Origin of the sequence: Synechococcus sp. MIT S1220 (genome assembly GCF_047303025.1) — a bacterium.
In the GTDB taxonomy this organism is placed as follows: domain Bacteria; phylum Cyanobacteriota; class Cyanobacteriia; order PCC-6307; family Cyanobiaceae; genus Parasynechococcus.
Window position 1 is genome coordinate 2,618,380 of record NZ_CP138939.1, and the last position, 16,610, is coordinate 2,634,989.

Sequence of the window (16,610 nt, forward strand, 5' to 3'; positions counted from 1 at the left end):
GAGTGTGTGGTTTAGGTCTTTGGGGTCGTCCCCCGCCGATGCACACACCATCTCCGGAATCACTGGTCGACTCGATGACCTGCGTCAGCAGTCCCTGTGAGGTTGATCACATGGGAGCAAAACCCCTTTCAACGGCTGGGCTTTCCACGACCCCCACGACCCCAAAGTGGTGCGCCATCTGGCCAGCCACAGCTCAGCCGGTAGAGCACCTGCATGGCATGCAGGGGGTCAGGTTCAAACCGTCGATAGCCCTGCTCCAGGTTGATTTTTTCGGTACTGCACCCTCGATAGAAACGGAGAGGGTGGGATTCGAACCCACGAGCTCAAGCGCAAAAGCGGGAAGGACCAGCCGGTTAAAAGCCGAATGGTCGACCTCAGGGTTATGAATCCTGTGCTCTAACCAGGCGCCTGATTCCAGCGGAGCAAGATCTGAACTTTCGACCTTCGGGTTATGAGCCCGACGAGCTACCGGACTGCTCTGCCCCGTCGCTAGTTCTGTCTGAGCTCATTTTACTTAGAAACGCTGAACTACTCCACGATTCAGTTGGCTGGTGGCCAAGCTCCAGCAATGCCGAACAAGAACCGCTCACTGCGGCCACCAGAGGAGAAACCCAATGGCGTGGGATGGCTGGTGAACGATCAACAACAGCTGGTGTGTCAGTTCAGGCCCGATACACCATCAGCCCATGGCCAGTGGGTCGCAGTAAGGACTTATCGATGGGTGCCACCTCACCCTCCAGTGCCACAAACACGGAGGCGAATGCTGCGCCACAACGCGATTGAGGCATGGCAATCAATGCTGAAAACGGGCTGGCGGCGATGCGCACCTCCACTCCGTTGAACAGCGAGCCCCAAGCCAGCGGAGCCTTAGTAGAGCGCAGCGATGGGACGTTCTGACTTCAGCGGCTGTTTAGACCCAAAAAAAGGTCAGCCAGCCAGCCACTTCCTGAAGGCGTTGGCGCTATAAAATAGCGAAGCCATTGGCATACTCCAACAGTTGGCGATCTGTCGCTTCTGAACAATGGTTTTGGACATAGATCCCCACAAATTTAATGATCCTGTTGCTCTGCAGGTGGACTGTTCACCTATTGAAGATGAACTATCAGCACTTCGCTTGAAACGTCGAATACATAACAACTCTCCCACTCTCACTTTCAATATAAATTATACAGTCCTCATTGGCTGTAGTTTGGTGATCATTTTTTTTGGAGGAACACTCATTACGTTCACAATAGGATTTATATCATTAATCATTCAGGTAGATTTTTATAGCATATCACAAGCTTGGATTGGATTTCTAATCATCTGTGGAATGTCACTGATATTTCTCTTTATGAGCATCAGAGAGCTAAGGCGGCAAAGAACGAAGAAATCTAGCTTTGACCTCAGATCTGGTCATTACATGCAGGGAGGACGTTGTTATCCAATCAACAAGATTCACGCTTTGCAGTTAATCACCAGAGTTGATCGCGGTCCGAGGAGGACTATTGTTGCGCATGAATTAAATCTGATCCTCACGGATGTAAGACGCCGCAACGTGAATGATCATGAGAACCTTAAATTGATACGCAAACAGGCCTGCATCCTTGCTGACTACCTAGAAATACCCATCTGGGATGCAGTTGACGAATGAAAAGCCCCTGCAATAAAAAACCCCGCACTTGGCGGGGCTCGATTTAAGAATCATTCAACGACTTACATCCAACGCATCATTGAATCGGTAGGTATGTCTGCCATCTGACTGACATAGTCAGGTCCTGGAAGGTAGGGACCTGGAGAACCACCACCATTCATGACATCTTTTAAAGTCAGGGGCTTAACAGGCTTGATCTCTTTTTTCTTTAGCTTGGGCTTTTGGAGTTTCGCATATGGATTCTTTGGCGCTCCACTACCGCTGACTCGGCTCAACTGAGACAGGGTGAGTTCAGCATTCATCATTGATCTTTGTTGAGGTGAAGTGAAGTGGAGGTCTCCCCCCGATGCATTCATCATCTCCGGATCCAGCGCCTGACCCGATGACCTAGCTCAACGTTTGCTGTGATCTTGATCACAGAGATGCGCAGGCAATAAAAAACCCCACCATTGCTGACGGGGTTGCAGATCAATCCCAGTCAAGTACTTCCTTCAGCAGTTCGTAGGTACGCCCACATTCAGGGGTGCTGCGTAACTCGTCGGTTTTCACAATGCCGGAAGGTGTGGCCTTGATTCCTTCGCCTTGGACCACCAGCCCAGCAGAAATCAGAGTTCAGCGAAATTCACAGCTATCTCGAATAATGTCACCATTCGGCAGGGTGGTATTCAACAAACAGATTCCATAAGGCTGATCAGCCATGACCTTGCTGTAAAAGCTGGCATCCACCTTCGCCCCGCGCAGATCAGCACCCTCAAGGGTTGTAATCAACCCCACATTGGCCCCTCGTAGATCAGCTCCACGAAGGTCTGCATCGGTAAACCAAACATCATGCAGATTTGCTCCACGAAGATCTGCACCTCGAAAGTTGGATGATCGAGTAAAAAAGGTATGTCTGAGATCAGCACCACGCAGATCCGCTCCCTGCAGGTTAGTGGTGAGCATGTACATATTGCTGAGATTGGCTCGGCGAAGATCAGCTTGCGAAAAATTGGAGTCAATAAAACGCTTATCGCCCATACTCACTGAATTGAAATCAATGCCTTGCAAGTTGCACCCCGGACAAGTCATTGGCAATTCAGAGGGTTGGGCCATCGCTGCAAGCGGCACAAAGCACAGCAATGCTTGGCTGGTTAGGTGAATGAATCGTTCCAGCACAATCCTTCTTATCGAGCTACAAGAGATTAATCAATATCAGGGTTTTGTCATCACGTCAGCCGACTGCTCAGCCGGTAGAGCACCTGCATGGCATGCAGGGGGTCAGGTTCGAATCCTCGATAGCCCTGCTCCAGGTTGATTTTTTCGGGGCTGCACCCTCGGCATAAACGGAGAGGGTTGGATTCGAACCCTCTCCTTTCGGGTTATGAGCCCGAAGAGCTACCGGACTGCTCACCCCGCGCTGCAGAACAGGTCTGAATTTCAACGTAGCAGAAGGGGCTTCAGCACACTGGTGGCCTGCAACGTCTCCACCCTGTCTTCAATATCGTTTGCCACGCCTCGATGGCGTTATGGGCCCAACATTCATCTAACCACCGGTTGTCTGTTGCCCCGCAGGGGTCTGGTCTTCAGCTCGATCTATTTAGCACCCGCCAAGGGAAGTAAATAATGGAAACAAACGTTGTCAACATTTACAGCGTTTTGAAGCGGCATGAAGCATCTGCCTTGTCCTTAACCTTTCTCCCGTTATAAACTTTCTTTGTATCCCTATCGATCAATATTGAAATGTCTGGATCTCCTTCAAGTTCAAGGACAAAGCGACTTGGAGTTAACTCGACGAGAATAAATTCAGGCTCGCTCACATAACCGTCTGACAACTTAACCTGTTTAACATTAACCTCCGACAAATTGGGGTCGATAGTCCAAACACTCCGATAAGTGCGTCCTGGACAGTACATCTCAAACGGCTCATTAGACTTCAGGTCATGAGCAGAGTCATGCCCAGTGCTGCATGATGCAAGTGCTAGCAGCGATATAAGGGGCAGTAGCTTTCTCATATCCTTATAGTGCGCTACCGAGAGCACTGGCTCCTTGAACTCCCGACCTTCGGGTTATGAGCCCGACGAGCTACCGGACTGCTCTACCCCGTCGCTGGTTCTGTCTGAGTTCGTTTATTAGGAGTTGATTGATTCAATCCCGGCTAGGCGGGCGACCAACTGCTCTCTTACCTCAGCCTCGATCGCCCGTTGGCGATCCATTAAATCCAGATCCATCTCTGCCGCGATCGACTCACCTACGAACTCGGATATAAGGCAGACGGTTCGGGTGTTCTTCAAAATGAGTTGATTTCCCCTCTCAATATCCCCACAAACCTTGCCTCTCTCCCACTAAAAGGTGGGTGTAGATATTTAGAGATTAATTTCTGATTACTTTGGTATGCCCAGTTCTTCTAGAACCGCTAATTTCTCATATGTACTTTCTTTGCCATCTTTGATTCTCTGCCTTTCGCGTTCAAGTTTCTCTCTTACATGTTCACCAGCCTGTTCTAGCGCTTCCTTTCTCATGGCGTATAGATATTCCAAGATTGTTTCTAGTTTGCCAAACTTTTGGAGTTCAATACACATCTGGACTATCTCGACCAAATTCCAATGATTATCATCCAATCCATCATGTGTTGAATATTTCATTCCACCAACTGGTTCAACTCTGTCTAGGTTTCTACATCTCCACTCAATTTGAGCAATCTCCATTGCCAAACGTTCGCTAGAACCTGAATCAGTTCTGCCTCATTTGCCTTTGACTGAGCCAAGAAAATATTCTCCCATTAGCTGATAGTCTTGGAATCTAAACCTTACAGCATTATTGCACGACATGGAGAAAACTTTGCATTTACTGTGCTTACATCTTCACCCGTTAGCCATGCCAAACGGGCTACAAATAGCTATGTTATTTTTACCAGCAAAAGCAATTAGATCCCGAATTTATAGTAATAAACTCTATAGGCAACGTTGTTTATATGATTGCCATCGCTTTTGAATAACGGTTGTACACAGTTGTTTCCATATATATAGCCGTAGCTTGCTGGACGACTTGCAATATTCTCAGGCTCATTTCCATATCCATAACCCACTGCCGATAGAACAGGTCCACCTGATGATCGCCAGTGCATTAAGAAAACACCGTTATGGCAACCATTCATCGAACTTGGAAAACCATAGATCTGCTCCCATTTATCGTTTCCATATGTACGGAGCTGTCCTGTCTCATTGATTGGCTTACCCCACCAGGAATAGCCTTGTGTTCGGATATATCCATCAACTACAGCTGATCTCAGGCTTGGTAGATCTTCTTTGCTATTAGCTGGGTAAGCACGCGGAGGATAAAATTCTCTTGGCCATTTCCCTGCTGCATGGACTGATACGGCCAGAAGGAGAGTTGTGCCTAGTAATCCAGCAAGTAATTTCACTTTGTCGTTGTCACTGCAGATACTGTGACACGTCACACTCCCCGCCATTGCTGACGAGGAGTGGAGTGTGAGGTTTTGTCGGGAGATCGATAGCGACACATCCAATGCCCCTCATCAAGTTTTCTTGTGCTCTTCGCGAAACATTCCTAATGCTGCAAAAACCCCACCCGTGAATCCCGTGAAGTGTCCGATCCAGCTAACCCCTGGCGGCGAAACCCAAGGAAGAAGTGTTGGCACAAAGTGCGAATAGGTAGCAAAGGCAAAAACGGTCAATGCAACGGAAAGAGGTCGGCGCTCCGCAATACCAATGACCAGTAGGTAACCAACCAAGCCATAAACAACGCCTGACATACCGTGCCCGCCGCGCGGCCAAAAGAGCAGTCGGAACAAATTGAAAAACACTACGCAGCCCCATACGGCCACATAGTGGCTCAACCCATTTACAAGGACTAGATAGCTAAGGGGTAGAAAATAAAGAGTGTTGCCAATTAAATGCCCCCAATCGGCATGGCTAAATGGAGCAGTCAAAATCCCCCAAAGCGGCCCGCCAGGCTGAACAGGTAGATTGCATGTACCGCCACAAATAAACTGGTCAATTATTTCTTGTATCCATGCACTCCCAACCAAGATAATTGGCAGCAGTAGCTTTAAATGAATATTCTTCATCCGTTCTTCCTTCTTCCCACTGCGTAACCAATCAACAACCCGCTGGCAGCTCCAATACTTCCAGAAGTTAATACGGTGACCTGGTGCTTTTTGAGTTGGCTCGCAAACCCAATGGCAAGCCCCAAGATAACAAGCATTCCTGCACCTGTTAGCACCGCATCAAGACTTTGGTTTTTAGTTTGTTGAGTAATCTCACCATGGCATACTTTCTTTACGTCAGCTCTAGCTTTATCCATTTCTTGCTGAAGCTGTTGAATGTCCTTTTTGGGATGATTCATTGAAATAATCTTGCTTGAAGGTTTCCTCCCGATGCACATACCATCGCTGATTCACTTTCAGATTCCATCACCCATCCGGGTGATCTTCCTTGCGAATCGTTCCCCTATTTGGGTGAATTGCACCAAGCAATAAAAAAAACAGTACTTGGTGTGGCTGTTATCCCTATGAGTTGTTTTGTCGGGAGATCGATAGCGACACATCCAACGCCCCCCTTCAAGCTTGCCAACACACTGTCACCAAGGGCTGAAACAACTCATTGATGCACCATCTGCGCGTCGCAATTGTAATCGTGCCCCACGATGTTCATTCAAATCCCAAATATTCCCACCATCGTCGCGATAAGAGCCGTTTGCCATTCGCACAAAATTTGTTGTACCCCCATCTCCCCAATTAATCCAAATGTTGCCCATGGCTCCATGCACTTCCGCAGATTGAACGATGGTTTTTCCGGAAGTCTCTTTAAAAGTACAGTTTCCTTTGGCTTCTGCAGAGCTGGTAGCAACAAAAGAAGCGCCGATAACAGCAGAGGCGGCAGCGATTGAAGTGAATAGTTTCATTTGATTGATTGGATGTGAGGAGGTAATTCCATTCGTGACCATAACTTCAGAGAGATGAATTGAAATTCCATCACATAAGCGGGTGATCTTGCTTCCTGATCGTTCCCCCAGAAGTTCTAAAGGCTCACCCCCAAGTGCCAAGCCACCAGCCTGTCTCGTTCATCTTCATTCAGGAATGGGGCAAGCCAATCCAGAAGCAGCTCCTCCACTGCAGGCTTACCAAGGTCTTGCACCCCGCCACACAATCAACGCTTGAACTGTCAGGGGCATTGGCTCTTAGTGCCGAGACCAGTTCATTGAGCAGGAACATTGCGTTGCGGGCCGATGGTCACGGTTCAGACGTGACTATCTGAAGTGTTCCACTCTCTGTTCAGGCAACAAAAAACACCGCCATTGCCTTAGTAATGACAGATTCCGACTTGAGTCCGAACAAGCCGGGTATCATCCGCACCTCCTACCCAAGCGCCACCTTTGTCTTCAAGAAATTCAAAGCGCTTTGGCTGGGGACGAGGGAAAAACTCCCAACTCGTCTCACTCTCTTTTAAAACCTCGTTAAATATAAATAAGCCATTTTCCTCAAGTTCCACATAACATTTAAAACTTGTTCCTGGCTTTGGCCACCAAGACTGTTTAAGTCTTGACTCATAATCTTGTTCAGGCGTTACGGCAATTGCAGGCGCGACTGCGATCAACAAAGCTCCAATGGTGGATAGGTATTTCATGAATTCAAGTTCGTGGAAAATCCAAGGTTGATTTCATTATATCCTCCACTCTGATAGGCTCCATGTGATTTCTAGGTGCTGAGCTTCTCTTTCATAGCAAGCAATCTAGCCACTAGAAAACCCCGCACTTGGCGGGGCTGCTGTTCGTGTGAGTTGTTTGGTCGGGAGATGGATGGCGACACATCAACACCCCCTGCTTTTCCCTGTCAAGGGTCTTGTATAGCTTTCAGCTCGAGTGTGAGGAGACGCTCCAGCATCAGGGTTACCGACGAGTTCTCAAAAAGCTTCCTTTCCGCAGTTTCAAGCATCAATTTGAATAGCGATGCTCTCTCTGAGCATCCCAAATGTCTGAACGCCTATCCAAGCGCCGCCTAAATTCAGACAACGAAACAGATGGGTCATACCCCCGCCTAACATCCCGTTCTGCGGCTCGTTGCATGCGATCAAGTTTTTTTTCCACGATGTCACTGAAAACCTTGGCTGATGTCATAAGCGGGGCGACCGCGCACACCTGAGCCGTCGACGTCTTCTTGATCGCGGTGCTGTTAGTAATGGCCAACGAATGTATGCAGTGCTACTCTGATGGAATAGAAAACATTAAGAAAGATAAAGGAGCTACTTGCCGTCATTCGGCTCTTCGCATAATGAGGTAATTACTGTTAAAAAATGACAGACACAAAACCTACGATATTAGAGGTTACAAATAACTCAGATAATAGTCCTGGTGAGTCAGTTATTCCCGGTAGCTTAAGGGACGCTATCAATAAATCACAATCGACAGACGGTGGCAAATATAACATTAGATTCAAAGTTCCAAGTGGAAGTGAAGGCGATCCACTTCTTGGAACTGGGTATTTTACAATTAGGCTAAAACAGCCATTGCCTAATATTTATAGGAATGAAGTTTTATTCAACCCAGAGAATGGCCCTGTTGCTTCAGTAACTCTTCTTCCTGGTGAATTTAAAGACAGTGTTAAGACGCCTCAAGCTCAAATACAAAATGAATCTTCTGGCATAGGCGATCCAAGTGGCAGTTTAATGTATATTGGTGATGTAAACCTAATTCATGATAATCAATTATCAAAATCATATAGCGGACAGCCTCCGGTAGTATCCATCAATAATTTTAATTTTGTAAAAAATATTGCAAAAGGTGGCACGGGAGAAAGAGGAGCTGGTGGTGCTGTGGGTGTAGGAGGAGGAATAACATTCTCCGCAGGACACTTGACAATTAAACGATCGATTTTTCAGGATTTAATTGCTCAGGGTGGAGGAGTTTCTTAACCGGCGAAGGGAGCTATCATCGTTCCACAAGGTGTACCTACAGAAAAAACTGATGACGGCAATGAAACGTGCTACAACAACTTCTGGAGTAGTGAACGTCCTAGCGTAGGTTTTTGGGATGCTGACTATACTGCAGCGGAGCGTGGAGGAACAGCTACGTCTCCGTCGATCCCATATAGAAAAGGAAATGCTAATGGTGGATCTGCTGAAACTGATTACGTTAGAATCTATAATCCAATGGGTAGTACCCCAGGATTAAGTGGAAGTTTTACAAGATATTCATATACAAACAAGGGCTTTAGCTTTAGTTATGACAACGCCGCTTGCGAACAACATTTTTTAGGTGGCAGCTTAACAACACAAAATAGTACCAAGGGGGAAACACCAGTTCAACCAACAACATATAGTGGAATATATGGAGGAGGTGGAGCAGGGGGCAGTGGTGGTGGTGCCCCAGGCCTTAGGCCGCCAGGATGGATAGGGAGCAGCGTAAATAAGACAAACGCTAATGCTGGTGAAAATCCAAACACCTGGTTTAGCGTTAAAGGGCAAGGAGGTCCGGGTGGTCTCACGATTCACGGTGGTGGATCTGGCGGAACAGGTAATAGTGGATATGCTCATACATCTAATGCCGATCCCTCTACATTAACTACTTGGGGCGGGGGCACTTATGGAGAGGGCGGCTATGGAAAGGGTGGTGCGATAGCTATTATTAACAGGGGAGTTGATACAAAATTAACACTTCAAGGAGTTGATTTCTTTAATAATGTCTCTTATGGCCGTGAAGACCCAGATTCCGGATGGGGACTCTGGAAAGGCCCGGCTGGAAATAATATATATGCAGAGACCAATAAAAATCTAGAAAAAGCAAAAGTCTTTATTTATGATACATATTCTGAAGTAGACCAACAGCATAAAGCCCTTGTTACTTTGACAAGTGATGGAGATGTGGAATCTACATTTATGCCTGGCTACCAACTGTTTAATACTGGCGGTAAAAGCATAAGTAATGATCCCGACCAGCCCAAAGACGGTGTTTTAGAAGGCGCTCAATATATTCAGTTGACTAAAGATCAAGTGATCAACAATGATGATGCAAAACCTTACCTTTATGGCGTATCAACGCCAAGAGTTAAAACTGTTGCAGACATTAGAGATTACAATCTTAGAGGCATTGATGGCAGATCAGATGTTTTTGTAATTTCAGTTGAAGATTCTTCAAATTGGGTCGGTGTTACTTCAAATTTCAATGATCCTCAGAATCCTTTTAATAAATTATGGCGCGCTGTAAATCCTGATCAATCATCCAAGTTGCAAAAACAGCTTTCCGAAGTACAAGCGAAACAATTTGCAGCTGAACATTCCCATGCAAGAATTGGAGATGTACTTAAGAACATTTTTAATCCCGAAAGTATTGCCAAAGGCATTACTGGTGCGGCAATGGGATCATTTTGTTCATGGGGTGCAATCGGCTGTGCGGGTATAAATGTAGTAGAAGATAATTTAAATTCCTATATTTTTGATGGCCTTGGTGGACAATCAAGTGATTACGCAAATACTATTCAAGAATTGCAGGGAAAACTCGATGACAACAATAAGAAGCAAGCAGATTTAAAGAAATACTTGAGAGAAAATAGTGCTGCAACGATTGGAAGTGTTAACATTACTAAAGAGCGCTCTCCGGTTGTTATTGAAAATTTCGAGCTTGGCAAGGATACACTTTCAATACCTTCCATTGACGATCATGGAATCATTCTTTTAAATCAGCAGGTTGACGGGAACGATAGGAGTAAAGATATTTTGAGTTTTTCTTATGATAAGCAGAATAATGATCTAGCAGGTTTCCTTAAACTACAACTATCAGATTCTTCTTATGATAAAGCAGCCTCTAATAATGTTGACTGGAAAAGTCTTGTCACGCAAATGTTCATTAAAACGGATACTGATTGGACGCTGACCAATAGGAATTTGCAGAAAATAACCATCAAGCGTCCAGGAGTTCGCGATGGTACATTAGTAGGCGATACAATTCATGTAGATAGGTCAGATAATAATTTTATTCCCAAGGATGATCCAGCTAAAATTTACAGTTATGGCGGAGATGATTATCTTATCGGGAGCAATGGCAATGAATTGCTCGTCGCTGGAGAGGGGGATGATATTGTTTTGCCTGGTTTTGGTGAGGATACGGTTTCGGGGGGGTATGGTATAGATTCTGTGAGTTATGCTGTAACCAAACAGGCTGTATCAATCAAGCCATCCGATGTTGAAAATACACTTTCAGTTTCTAAAATAAATACTTCTACTGATGTTACTGAGAAAAAGAGGGTGTCATCAAACTCAGTACGAAGATTAAAAAGAAACTTAGAATCAAATGTCATATCTTTACCGTCCAAAAAAACTAGCCTAAACGAAAATTTATCGGTCAATTTTGAGCGGAAGGATTCTTGGGTTGGATCAACAATTGTAGGTCTATCTATTGAAAATATTTCCAACGAAACTTTGAAACCAGGTTGGTCTGTTTCATTCACGAGTGATTCAGAACCTAAAGACTCATATTTTTCAAACATCCAACTTGAAAAGAAACAAATTTCAGATGATAAATGGCAAGTCATTTTAACTGCTCCAAATGATCTCAATAATAGTAGTTTAGAGCAGGGCTTTACGCTCCAAGGGGAATTCCAGCTTTCTGATGACTTTCAATCGACCTCGGATTTAAATTTACATTTATCAGATTTGTCCATAAAAACTTCAATTTCAGATCCTTTACAAGAATCACCTGATGAAAATATAAATACTTCCCAACCTGCAGACTCTAATAATCCTTCTCAGCAGGATCCAGTCGACAACACACCTGCAGACTCTAATAATCCTTCTCAGCAGGATCCAGTCGATAACACACCTGCAGACTCTAATAATCCTTCTCAGCAGGATCCAGTCGATAACACACCTGCAGACTCTAATAATCCTTCTCAGCAGGATCCAGTCGATAACACACCTGCAGACTCTAATAATCCTTCTCAGCAGGATCCAGTCGATAACACACCTGCAGACTCTAATAATCCTTCTCAGCAGGATCCAGTCGATAACACACCTGCAGACTCTAATAATCCTTCTCAGCAGGATCCAGTCGACAACACACCTGCATCATCAGACACATCTACTGCAGATCCAGAACAAGTGTCACTTCCTCCTAGTTGGGTGCAAGAAAGCGAGTTGAATACATCTATCAATTCTGTAGAAACTTTTGAGCTATGGTCTAAGAGTAGTGTCGATTTATCAGACTACCAAAATATTGATCAAGATAATAATCTGTTGCCTATTCTCGTTAAGGCCGGTGCAGGATCAACGATAGTTGGTTCTAAGGCAGATGATAAATTCGTTATATCTCACAAAAAGGCATATAACTCCGAGGATGCAATTCAGAATGGTAGCGTGTATGATTTGAAAACAGTAGTAAGAGGCAATGAAGGCTGGAATAAGCTAATTTTTAATTTAGAGGATGCTCCGTCTGGCACTAATTTTACTTTCAAAAAAATTGCAAACACTGAATACCAAATTTTTAATGGAGATTCAATGATAATTGATGCTTATGATGTTGACAAAGTCGTTAAGAATTGGACAGACGGTGATGATTATATTTCTGGGGATTCTTCAAATGAGAAAGGTCGAGTTGCACAAAAAAGTGTCAAACATAAAATGAGAGCGCAAAAACAAACAACAAAGTCGGAATTGGTCCAGGCAACATCATTTGTGCATGACTTAGGAGATGGTGATGATTACTTCAAGGTTGATGCTAATGAACAAAAAGTTTTTGGCGGTAAAGGTGATGATATGCTTATAGGTCAAGGTGCGAATGAATTGCTTATTGGAGAAAAGGGTGATGATACTATCGTGACAAAAGGCAGGTTTGATTTGGCAGTAGGTGGACGTGGGGATGACTTATTGGTCGCTAAAGGTAAACAAAATTATTTGGTTGGCGGAGCTGGGGATAACGTTTACGATTTATCAAAAAGCAAAGGGAAGAGCTATGTCATTGTTAGAAATGGCAACGACTCAATACAAAGCTTTGATCCGGAGATGGATAAAATAGTTTTTTCTGGTGTTAAGCGAGATTCACTCAAAATAGCCAGAAACAATAGAGATCTTAAGTCTTTGATGGATGACCAAAAAATTAAAATTATATCACACAATGGTAAAATTTACTACAAAAACAAAAGAAGACATTCTTATTCAGTCGTCAACGTAAACATCCTTGGCAACGAGACTCTTGATGAAAATTCAATACTTAATCGGCGCCAGTTTACCGATAAATCACATCAAGAATGGGTCTACGAAATGAGCGATTATATTTGATTTACCTAAATTCAGGATTAAAGCGTCTTGAACTTCTAGATCTTTTTTACAAGTGTCGATAACTTAAATTTTTATTTATTTGTCATTGATCAAAAAAAATGCTTTCTGTTCAGTACATTCTGGTAAGGAGGTAGAGGCATTTTCTGTACCTGAGCATCAAGGCCTAAGGCAGCTCTCCTCCCCTTTCAGTTCTTCGATGACCCAGTCCATGACCTGGTGGGCCAGGACCATACCTGCTTAAGTTTCTGATCACTATCCTTGTCTGATCGGCATAGGTAAGTAGCACAGCACGCTTGGCGATGTCCTTCAGACTCTTCTTCGGACTTGAAAGGGGCAAACCAGTGCAGAAACAGCTCCTTCACTGCTGGTTGTGTCATCAGAATTTGCGCCAGTGACGAGCATCACAGGACGCGTTGACTTACTTCAGCACCTGGGTACGACGGCACAGCGAGGGTGCAGTCACCGGAGAAACACCACCATGGACCGCAACAAGAACATCAACTGCCTTTGCAACCTGCTCGAAGCTTTGAAGCAAACGAGCGATGTCACAGCGCGCTTGCGAATCTGCCAATCGATTTACGTCTACGGGATTGTTGATGCTGTTCTGACTGAGCGCGTCAACCTGCTGCCGGAAGCTTCATTCGCATCCCGTTGAGGCAACTGTCATTGAAAAAGACCCCGCCATTGCTGACGGGGCTACTGATTGTTGTTGGTCTGCCGGGGGATTGATCAGGAACCACACAACCTGCCCTGCTTTTCCCTGAAAGAGTCTTGTATGGCTTTCGGTTCATCGAATGAACTTCAGGCACTTCGGCTTTACGAATCACATTGAAAGTGTGTCTGCTGCCATCGTTTCAATCAAGAAATCAGAGACTACATTCTTATTGGTGTCCATGAAGCCGGTGACGACTTGTACCATATCTACCTCATTCTTTTTGGCAGAAGAGGCCTTTGAATATCCGTCAAGATCAAAGAAGAATTGGAAATCACCATGCTTGTTTTGTCGAGCTCCAGAGATGATGGCGTCATCATGTCCTGTTTCTTGCAATTGTCCGAGGACAGTATCTGCTTGGAAATCCATAATTTGATCATAAATCTGCCTTTTCATCATTCCTTTCAATGACTTTGCATTAGGTCCATTGACCCCCCAATCATCTTCAGGGTTAGGCAAATAGTTGTCATCAAATCCACCACCCGAATCTCCAAAGCCTCCTTTTTTGGGAGGTAGTTTAAAGAAATTCCACCTAATATTCCCTTCAGTACCGCCAGAATTATCTGTAGGACCATTGACAGGATCACAGCCATAATCATCATCACTGTTAATACGCGAACCTAAATCCCACGGTCTTGGTCCATCGGGCCCATCGCCATTGTTGCTGTCAGGTGATGGCCTATAGCCCTGACTAGAGCCTGGGTTTAAAATATCAAAGTACTTGCCCCCAACATCTCCAGGGGGTTTAGCTGGGATCTTAGGTCCATCAGAAGAGTTTTGATCCTCCGGATTTGTTGATGAATCTCCACCGAGATCTCCCCGGTAGTTATCAATGCTGCACTGTCTACCCCAATCTGTGTATTCCCAGTCTGTGCAATTACCATCACTTTCGGCCTGTTTATCTGGTCCAGGATCTTGATCTTGTCCTCCTGATCCGCCGCCAGGATGAGTGCCGCCTTCAGAATTAACTGGTGGTGCACCAAGCTCATATCCGTACCCTGCTCCACCGTTTGGTTCCCCGTGTTGACCAGTTGTTGAATCTGTATTGGGATTTGTAGTTGGATTGTCTTTTCCATTGCCTGCAGTAGAAGAATAATTAGCGGTATTTTCTTCATTTGGAGTACCAAAAAATTTGTCTTTAAACCAGTAGTAACCATATCCCAATCCGGCCGCTACTCCTGCTCCAATAACAATTGGAGCTGCCGCAAAGCCTCCAGCAATACCCACACCAGTAACAATCGCGTCAGCTAAAAGGCTTGAGCCAATAGTTACAGCTAAATCCTCGCCAAAATTGTCATTCTCTTCTTCTACAGACGATTGCCATCCCTCGCTAGCAATGTAGCCTGTGCCAATTGCCACAACAGTTGAAATAAGTTTTACTTTGCCAGTTGAAGGAACGCTGCTAACAGAGAAGGCTCCTGCCGTATTGCCAATCGCTCCGTTTAATGTTCCCGTCGCCATGCTGTAAAGAGCACTTGCAGTTGCACTTGTTTTTGCCTGCTCGGTTTTGGCATCACCTTTTATATGGATGGGTGGGAATTCAATGTCTGACCCACTATCTGGCTCAATAAAATAAATATCGTATTGATTCTTTCCTGATTTTGAGCCGGTAATTATGGCTCCACCCATTTCAATGTCTGTGGATGAACCTGGTTGCTGTTTTGGAGCCATGGGCCTGAGAAGTCTGTTGATTGGATGTTTGGGGTCGTCCCCCTCCGATGCACACACCATCTCCGGAATCACTGGCTCACTCGATGACCTGCGTCAACAGTCCCTGTGAGGTTGGTCACAGAGACCAAAACCCCTTTCAAAGGCTGGTCTTTCCACGACCCCCAGTACCCCAAAGTGGTGCGCAATCTGGCCAGCCACAGCTCAGCCGGTAGAGCACCTGCATGGCATGCAGGGTGTCAAGTTCGAACCTTCGATAGCCCTGCTCCAGGTTGATTTTTTCGGAGCTGCATCCTTGACATAAACGGAGAGGGTGGGATTCGAACCCACGAGCTCACCTGAGCTCCAACCAGGCGCCTGATTCCGGCATAGCAAGGAGACAACAGCCATGTCGTGGAACTGCAGCACCTGTTCAGGCCTCCTTACGACACACCACCAGCTGAAACAGCCCATCGATACGACCAGCTCACACCACATCAATTCTTTGGTGCAGGCGACGTCTCCCACTACAGCTGTTGGTCATGAGCTGCAAGCATCAATCAATCACACTGAATAAACTAAAGATAGTGATCGCCAAACTGCGCTAAACATGCTGCAACAACTTCGAGGTTTATTCAAAGACAGACGCGAGTTTTTTGACCTAAATACTCTTGATGACCCCGTAGCCCTGAAAACACGTTGGAGTCCGCTTGTATCCGGCGGAAGCAGTTTCTGTACCCACCGGCTGTTGTCAAGTAGGGGCATCCAGGCCATCAACAGCCCAAGCACTTCATTACAAATGCAAGTGTCCCCCGCCGCCAAGTTATTTTGTTTTTTATTTATCAGCATAGGAATTGTCTTTTCAATAATGTTGACGAGCTTCTTTAACGAACCATCTACAGTCACCAGCGGAAACATGCCTCCTGCGATAGTCCCCTTTTTCCCCCTACTCTTCTCAGTCTTCGGGGCTGGATTATTGTGGTGGTTGTATCAAAAAAATGTTCTATTCAACAAGAATGAAGGAATTTACACCAGCAAGGGCACAAATTTCCCTCTCAACGAAGTACATGCCATTCAGCTGATCAGTGAACGCGTGGCAGGATCAGAAAATTCGTACTACAGCTATGAGATGAACCTGGTTCTCAACAACGCCGAACGATTCAACGTTACAGACCATGGATCCTTTAAAGCGATTCGTCACGACGCTGAGAAGCTTGCCAGCTACCTGAGCATCCCCGTTTGGGACTTAATTGATCACCATGTTCAAACATTTTCACCATGGAAATAATCAACATAGACCAAAATTAACCCCAATCCAAAGGCATGCCAATAAAGACTGAAATGACGCATAAAG

Annotated in this window: 17 protein-coding genes and 2 tRNA genes; 7 read left to right on the forward strand and 12 right to left on the reverse strand. The window is 45.3% G+C overall.

What is annotated here, in order from left to right:
• The first annotated feature begins 38 nt into the window (after nt 1-38).
• The gene (locus SIB64_RS13145) at nt 39-386 is read left to right on the forward strand and encodes a hypothetical protein (RefSeq protein WP_413440643.1); all 348 of its coding nucleotides are present in this window, start codon (nt 39-41) and stop codon (nt 384-386) included.
• 27 nt (nt 387-413) lie between these two features.
• On the opposite strand, the gene SIB64_RS13150 is transcribed toward SIB64_RS13145, so the two are convergent.
• A tRNA-Met gene (locus tag SIB64_RS13150) sits at nt 414-493 on the reverse strand.
• A gap of 75 nt (nt 494-568) precedes the next feature.
• On the opposite strand from SIB64_RS13150, the gene SIB64_RS13155 reads away from it, so the two are divergent.
• Nucleotides 569-841 (forward strand): DUF1651 domain-containing protein, encoded by a 273-nt coding sequence (locus SIB64_RS13155; protein WP_413440644.1) that lies wholly within the window; start codon nt 569-571, stop codon nt 839-841.
• Nucleotides 842-1,695: 854 nt separating this feature from the next.
• Here the strand turns inward: SIB64_RS13155 and SIB64_RS13160 are convergent.
• The 10 genes from SIB64_RS13160 to SIB64_RS13205 all read right to left on the reverse strand — a co-directional run bounded on the left by SIB64_RS13160 (nt 1,696) and on the right by SIB64_RS13205 (nt 7,257).
• Nucleotides 1,696-1,992, reverse strand: coding sequence for a hypothetical protein (locus tag SIB64_RS13160; RefSeq protein WP_413440645.1), 297 nt, complete (start codon nt 1,990-1,992; stop codon nt 1,696-1,698).
• A gap of 253 nt (nt 1,993-2,245) precedes the next feature.
• Nucleotides 2,246-2,725 carry a pentapeptide repeat-containing protein gene (locus tag SIB64_RS13165; protein WP_413440646.1) on the reverse strand — a complete coding sequence of 160 codons (480 nt, stop codon included), beginning with the start codon at nt 2,723-2,725 and terminating at the stop codon, nt 2,246-2,248.
• Between the two features lie 130 nt (nt 2,726-2,855).
• Nucleotides 2,856-3,053, reverse strand: coding sequence for a hypothetical protein (locus tag SIB64_RS13170; RefSeq protein WP_413440647.1), 198 nt, complete (start codon nt 3,051-3,053; stop codon nt 2,856-2,858).
• 586 nt (nt 3,054-3,639) lie between these two features.
• Nucleotides 3,640-3,711, reverse strand: a tRNA-Met gene (locus tag SIB64_RS13175).
• A 282-nt stretch (nt 3,712-3,993) separates the two neighbouring features.
• On the reverse strand, nt 3,994-4,317 hold the full coding sequence (locus SIB64_RS13180; protein WP_413440648.1) for a hypothetical protein: 324 nt from the start codon (nt 4,315-4,317) through the stop codon (nt 3,994-3,996).
• A 218-nt stretch (nt 4,318-4,535) separates the two neighbouring features.
• Entirely contained in the window at nt 4,536-5,033 is a 498-nt protein-coding gene (locus SIB64_RS13185) for a hypothetical protein (protein WP_413440649.1), read from the reverse strand.
• 114 nt (nt 5,034-5,147) lie between these two features.
• Complete coding sequence (locus SIB64_RS13190) at nt 5,148-5,699, reverse strand: rhomboid family intramembrane serine protease (RefSeq protein ID WP_413440650.1); 552 nt, start codon at nt 5,697-5,699, stop codon at nt 5,148-5,150.
• On the reverse strand, nt 5,696-5,977 hold the full coding sequence (locus SIB64_RS13195; RefSeq protein ID WP_413440651.1) for a hypothetical protein: 282 nt from the start codon (nt 5,975-5,977) through the stop codon (nt 5,696-5,698). The genes SIB64_RS13190 and SIB64_RS13195 overlap by 4 nt, the downstream gene beginning before the upstream one ends.
• A gap of 234 nt (nt 5,978-6,211) precedes the next feature.
• A complete protein-coding gene (locus SIB64_RS13200; RefSeq protein ID WP_413440652.1) occupies nt 6,212-6,676 on the reverse strand; it encodes a hypothetical protein in 465 nt (154 codons plus the stop codon).
• Nucleotides 6,677-6,933: 257 nt separating this feature from the next.
• Complete coding sequence (locus SIB64_RS13205; protein ID WP_413440653.1) at nt 6,934-7,257, reverse strand: hypothetical protein; 324 nt, start codon at nt 7,255-7,257, stop codon at nt 6,934-6,936.
• A gap of 666 nt (nt 7,258-7,923) precedes the next feature.
• On the opposite strand from SIB64_RS13205, the gene SIB64_RS13210 reads away from it, so the two are divergent.
• The 3 genes from SIB64_RS13210 (at nt 7,924) to SIB64_RS13220 (ending at nt 13,552) form a co-directional block, all read left to right on the forward strand.
• The gene (locus SIB64_RS13210) at nt 7,924-8,541 is read left to right on the forward strand and encodes a hypothetical protein (RefSeq protein ID WP_413440654.1); all 618 of its coding nucleotides are present in this window, start codon (nt 7,924-7,926) and stop codon (nt 8,539-8,541) included.
• A 237-nt stretch (nt 8,542-8,778) separates the two neighbouring features.
• A complete protein-coding gene (locus SIB64_RS13215) occupies nt 8,779-12,897 on the forward strand; it encodes a hypothetical protein (protein ID WP_413440655.1) in 4,119 nt (1,372 codons plus the stop codon).
• A 391-nt stretch (nt 12,898-13,288) separates the two neighbouring features.
• Nucleotides 13,289-13,552, forward strand: coding sequence for a hypothetical protein (locus SIB64_RS13220; protein ID WP_413440656.1), 264 nt, complete (start codon nt 13,289-13,291; stop codon nt 13,550-13,552).
• A gap of 168 nt (nt 13,553-13,720) precedes the next feature.
• Here SIB64_RS13220 and SIB64_RS13225 read toward each other — a convergent pair whose 3' ends face one another.
• Entirely contained in the window at nt 13,721-15,280 is a 1,560-nt protein-coding gene (locus SIB64_RS13225; RefSeq protein WP_413440657.1) for a hypothetical protein, read from the reverse strand.
• A gap of 390 nt (nt 15,281-15,670) precedes the next feature.
• On the opposite strand from SIB64_RS13225, the gene SIB64_RS13230 reads away from it, so the two are divergent.
• Nucleotides 15,671-15,802: a hypothetical protein gene (locus SIB64_RS13230; protein WP_413440658.1), complete on the forward strand. Its 132-nt coding sequence runs from the start codon at nt 15,671-15,673 to the stop codon at nt 15,800-15,802.
• A gap of 64 nt (nt 15,803-15,866) precedes the next feature.
• Nucleotides 15,867-16,544 carry a hypothetical protein gene (locus tag SIB64_RS13235; protein WP_413440659.1) on the forward strand — a complete coding sequence of 226 codons (678 nt, stop codon included), beginning with the start codon at nt 15,867-15,869 and terminating at the stop codon, nt 16,542-16,544.
• The last annotated feature ends 66 nt before the right edge of the window (nt 16,545-16,610 follow it).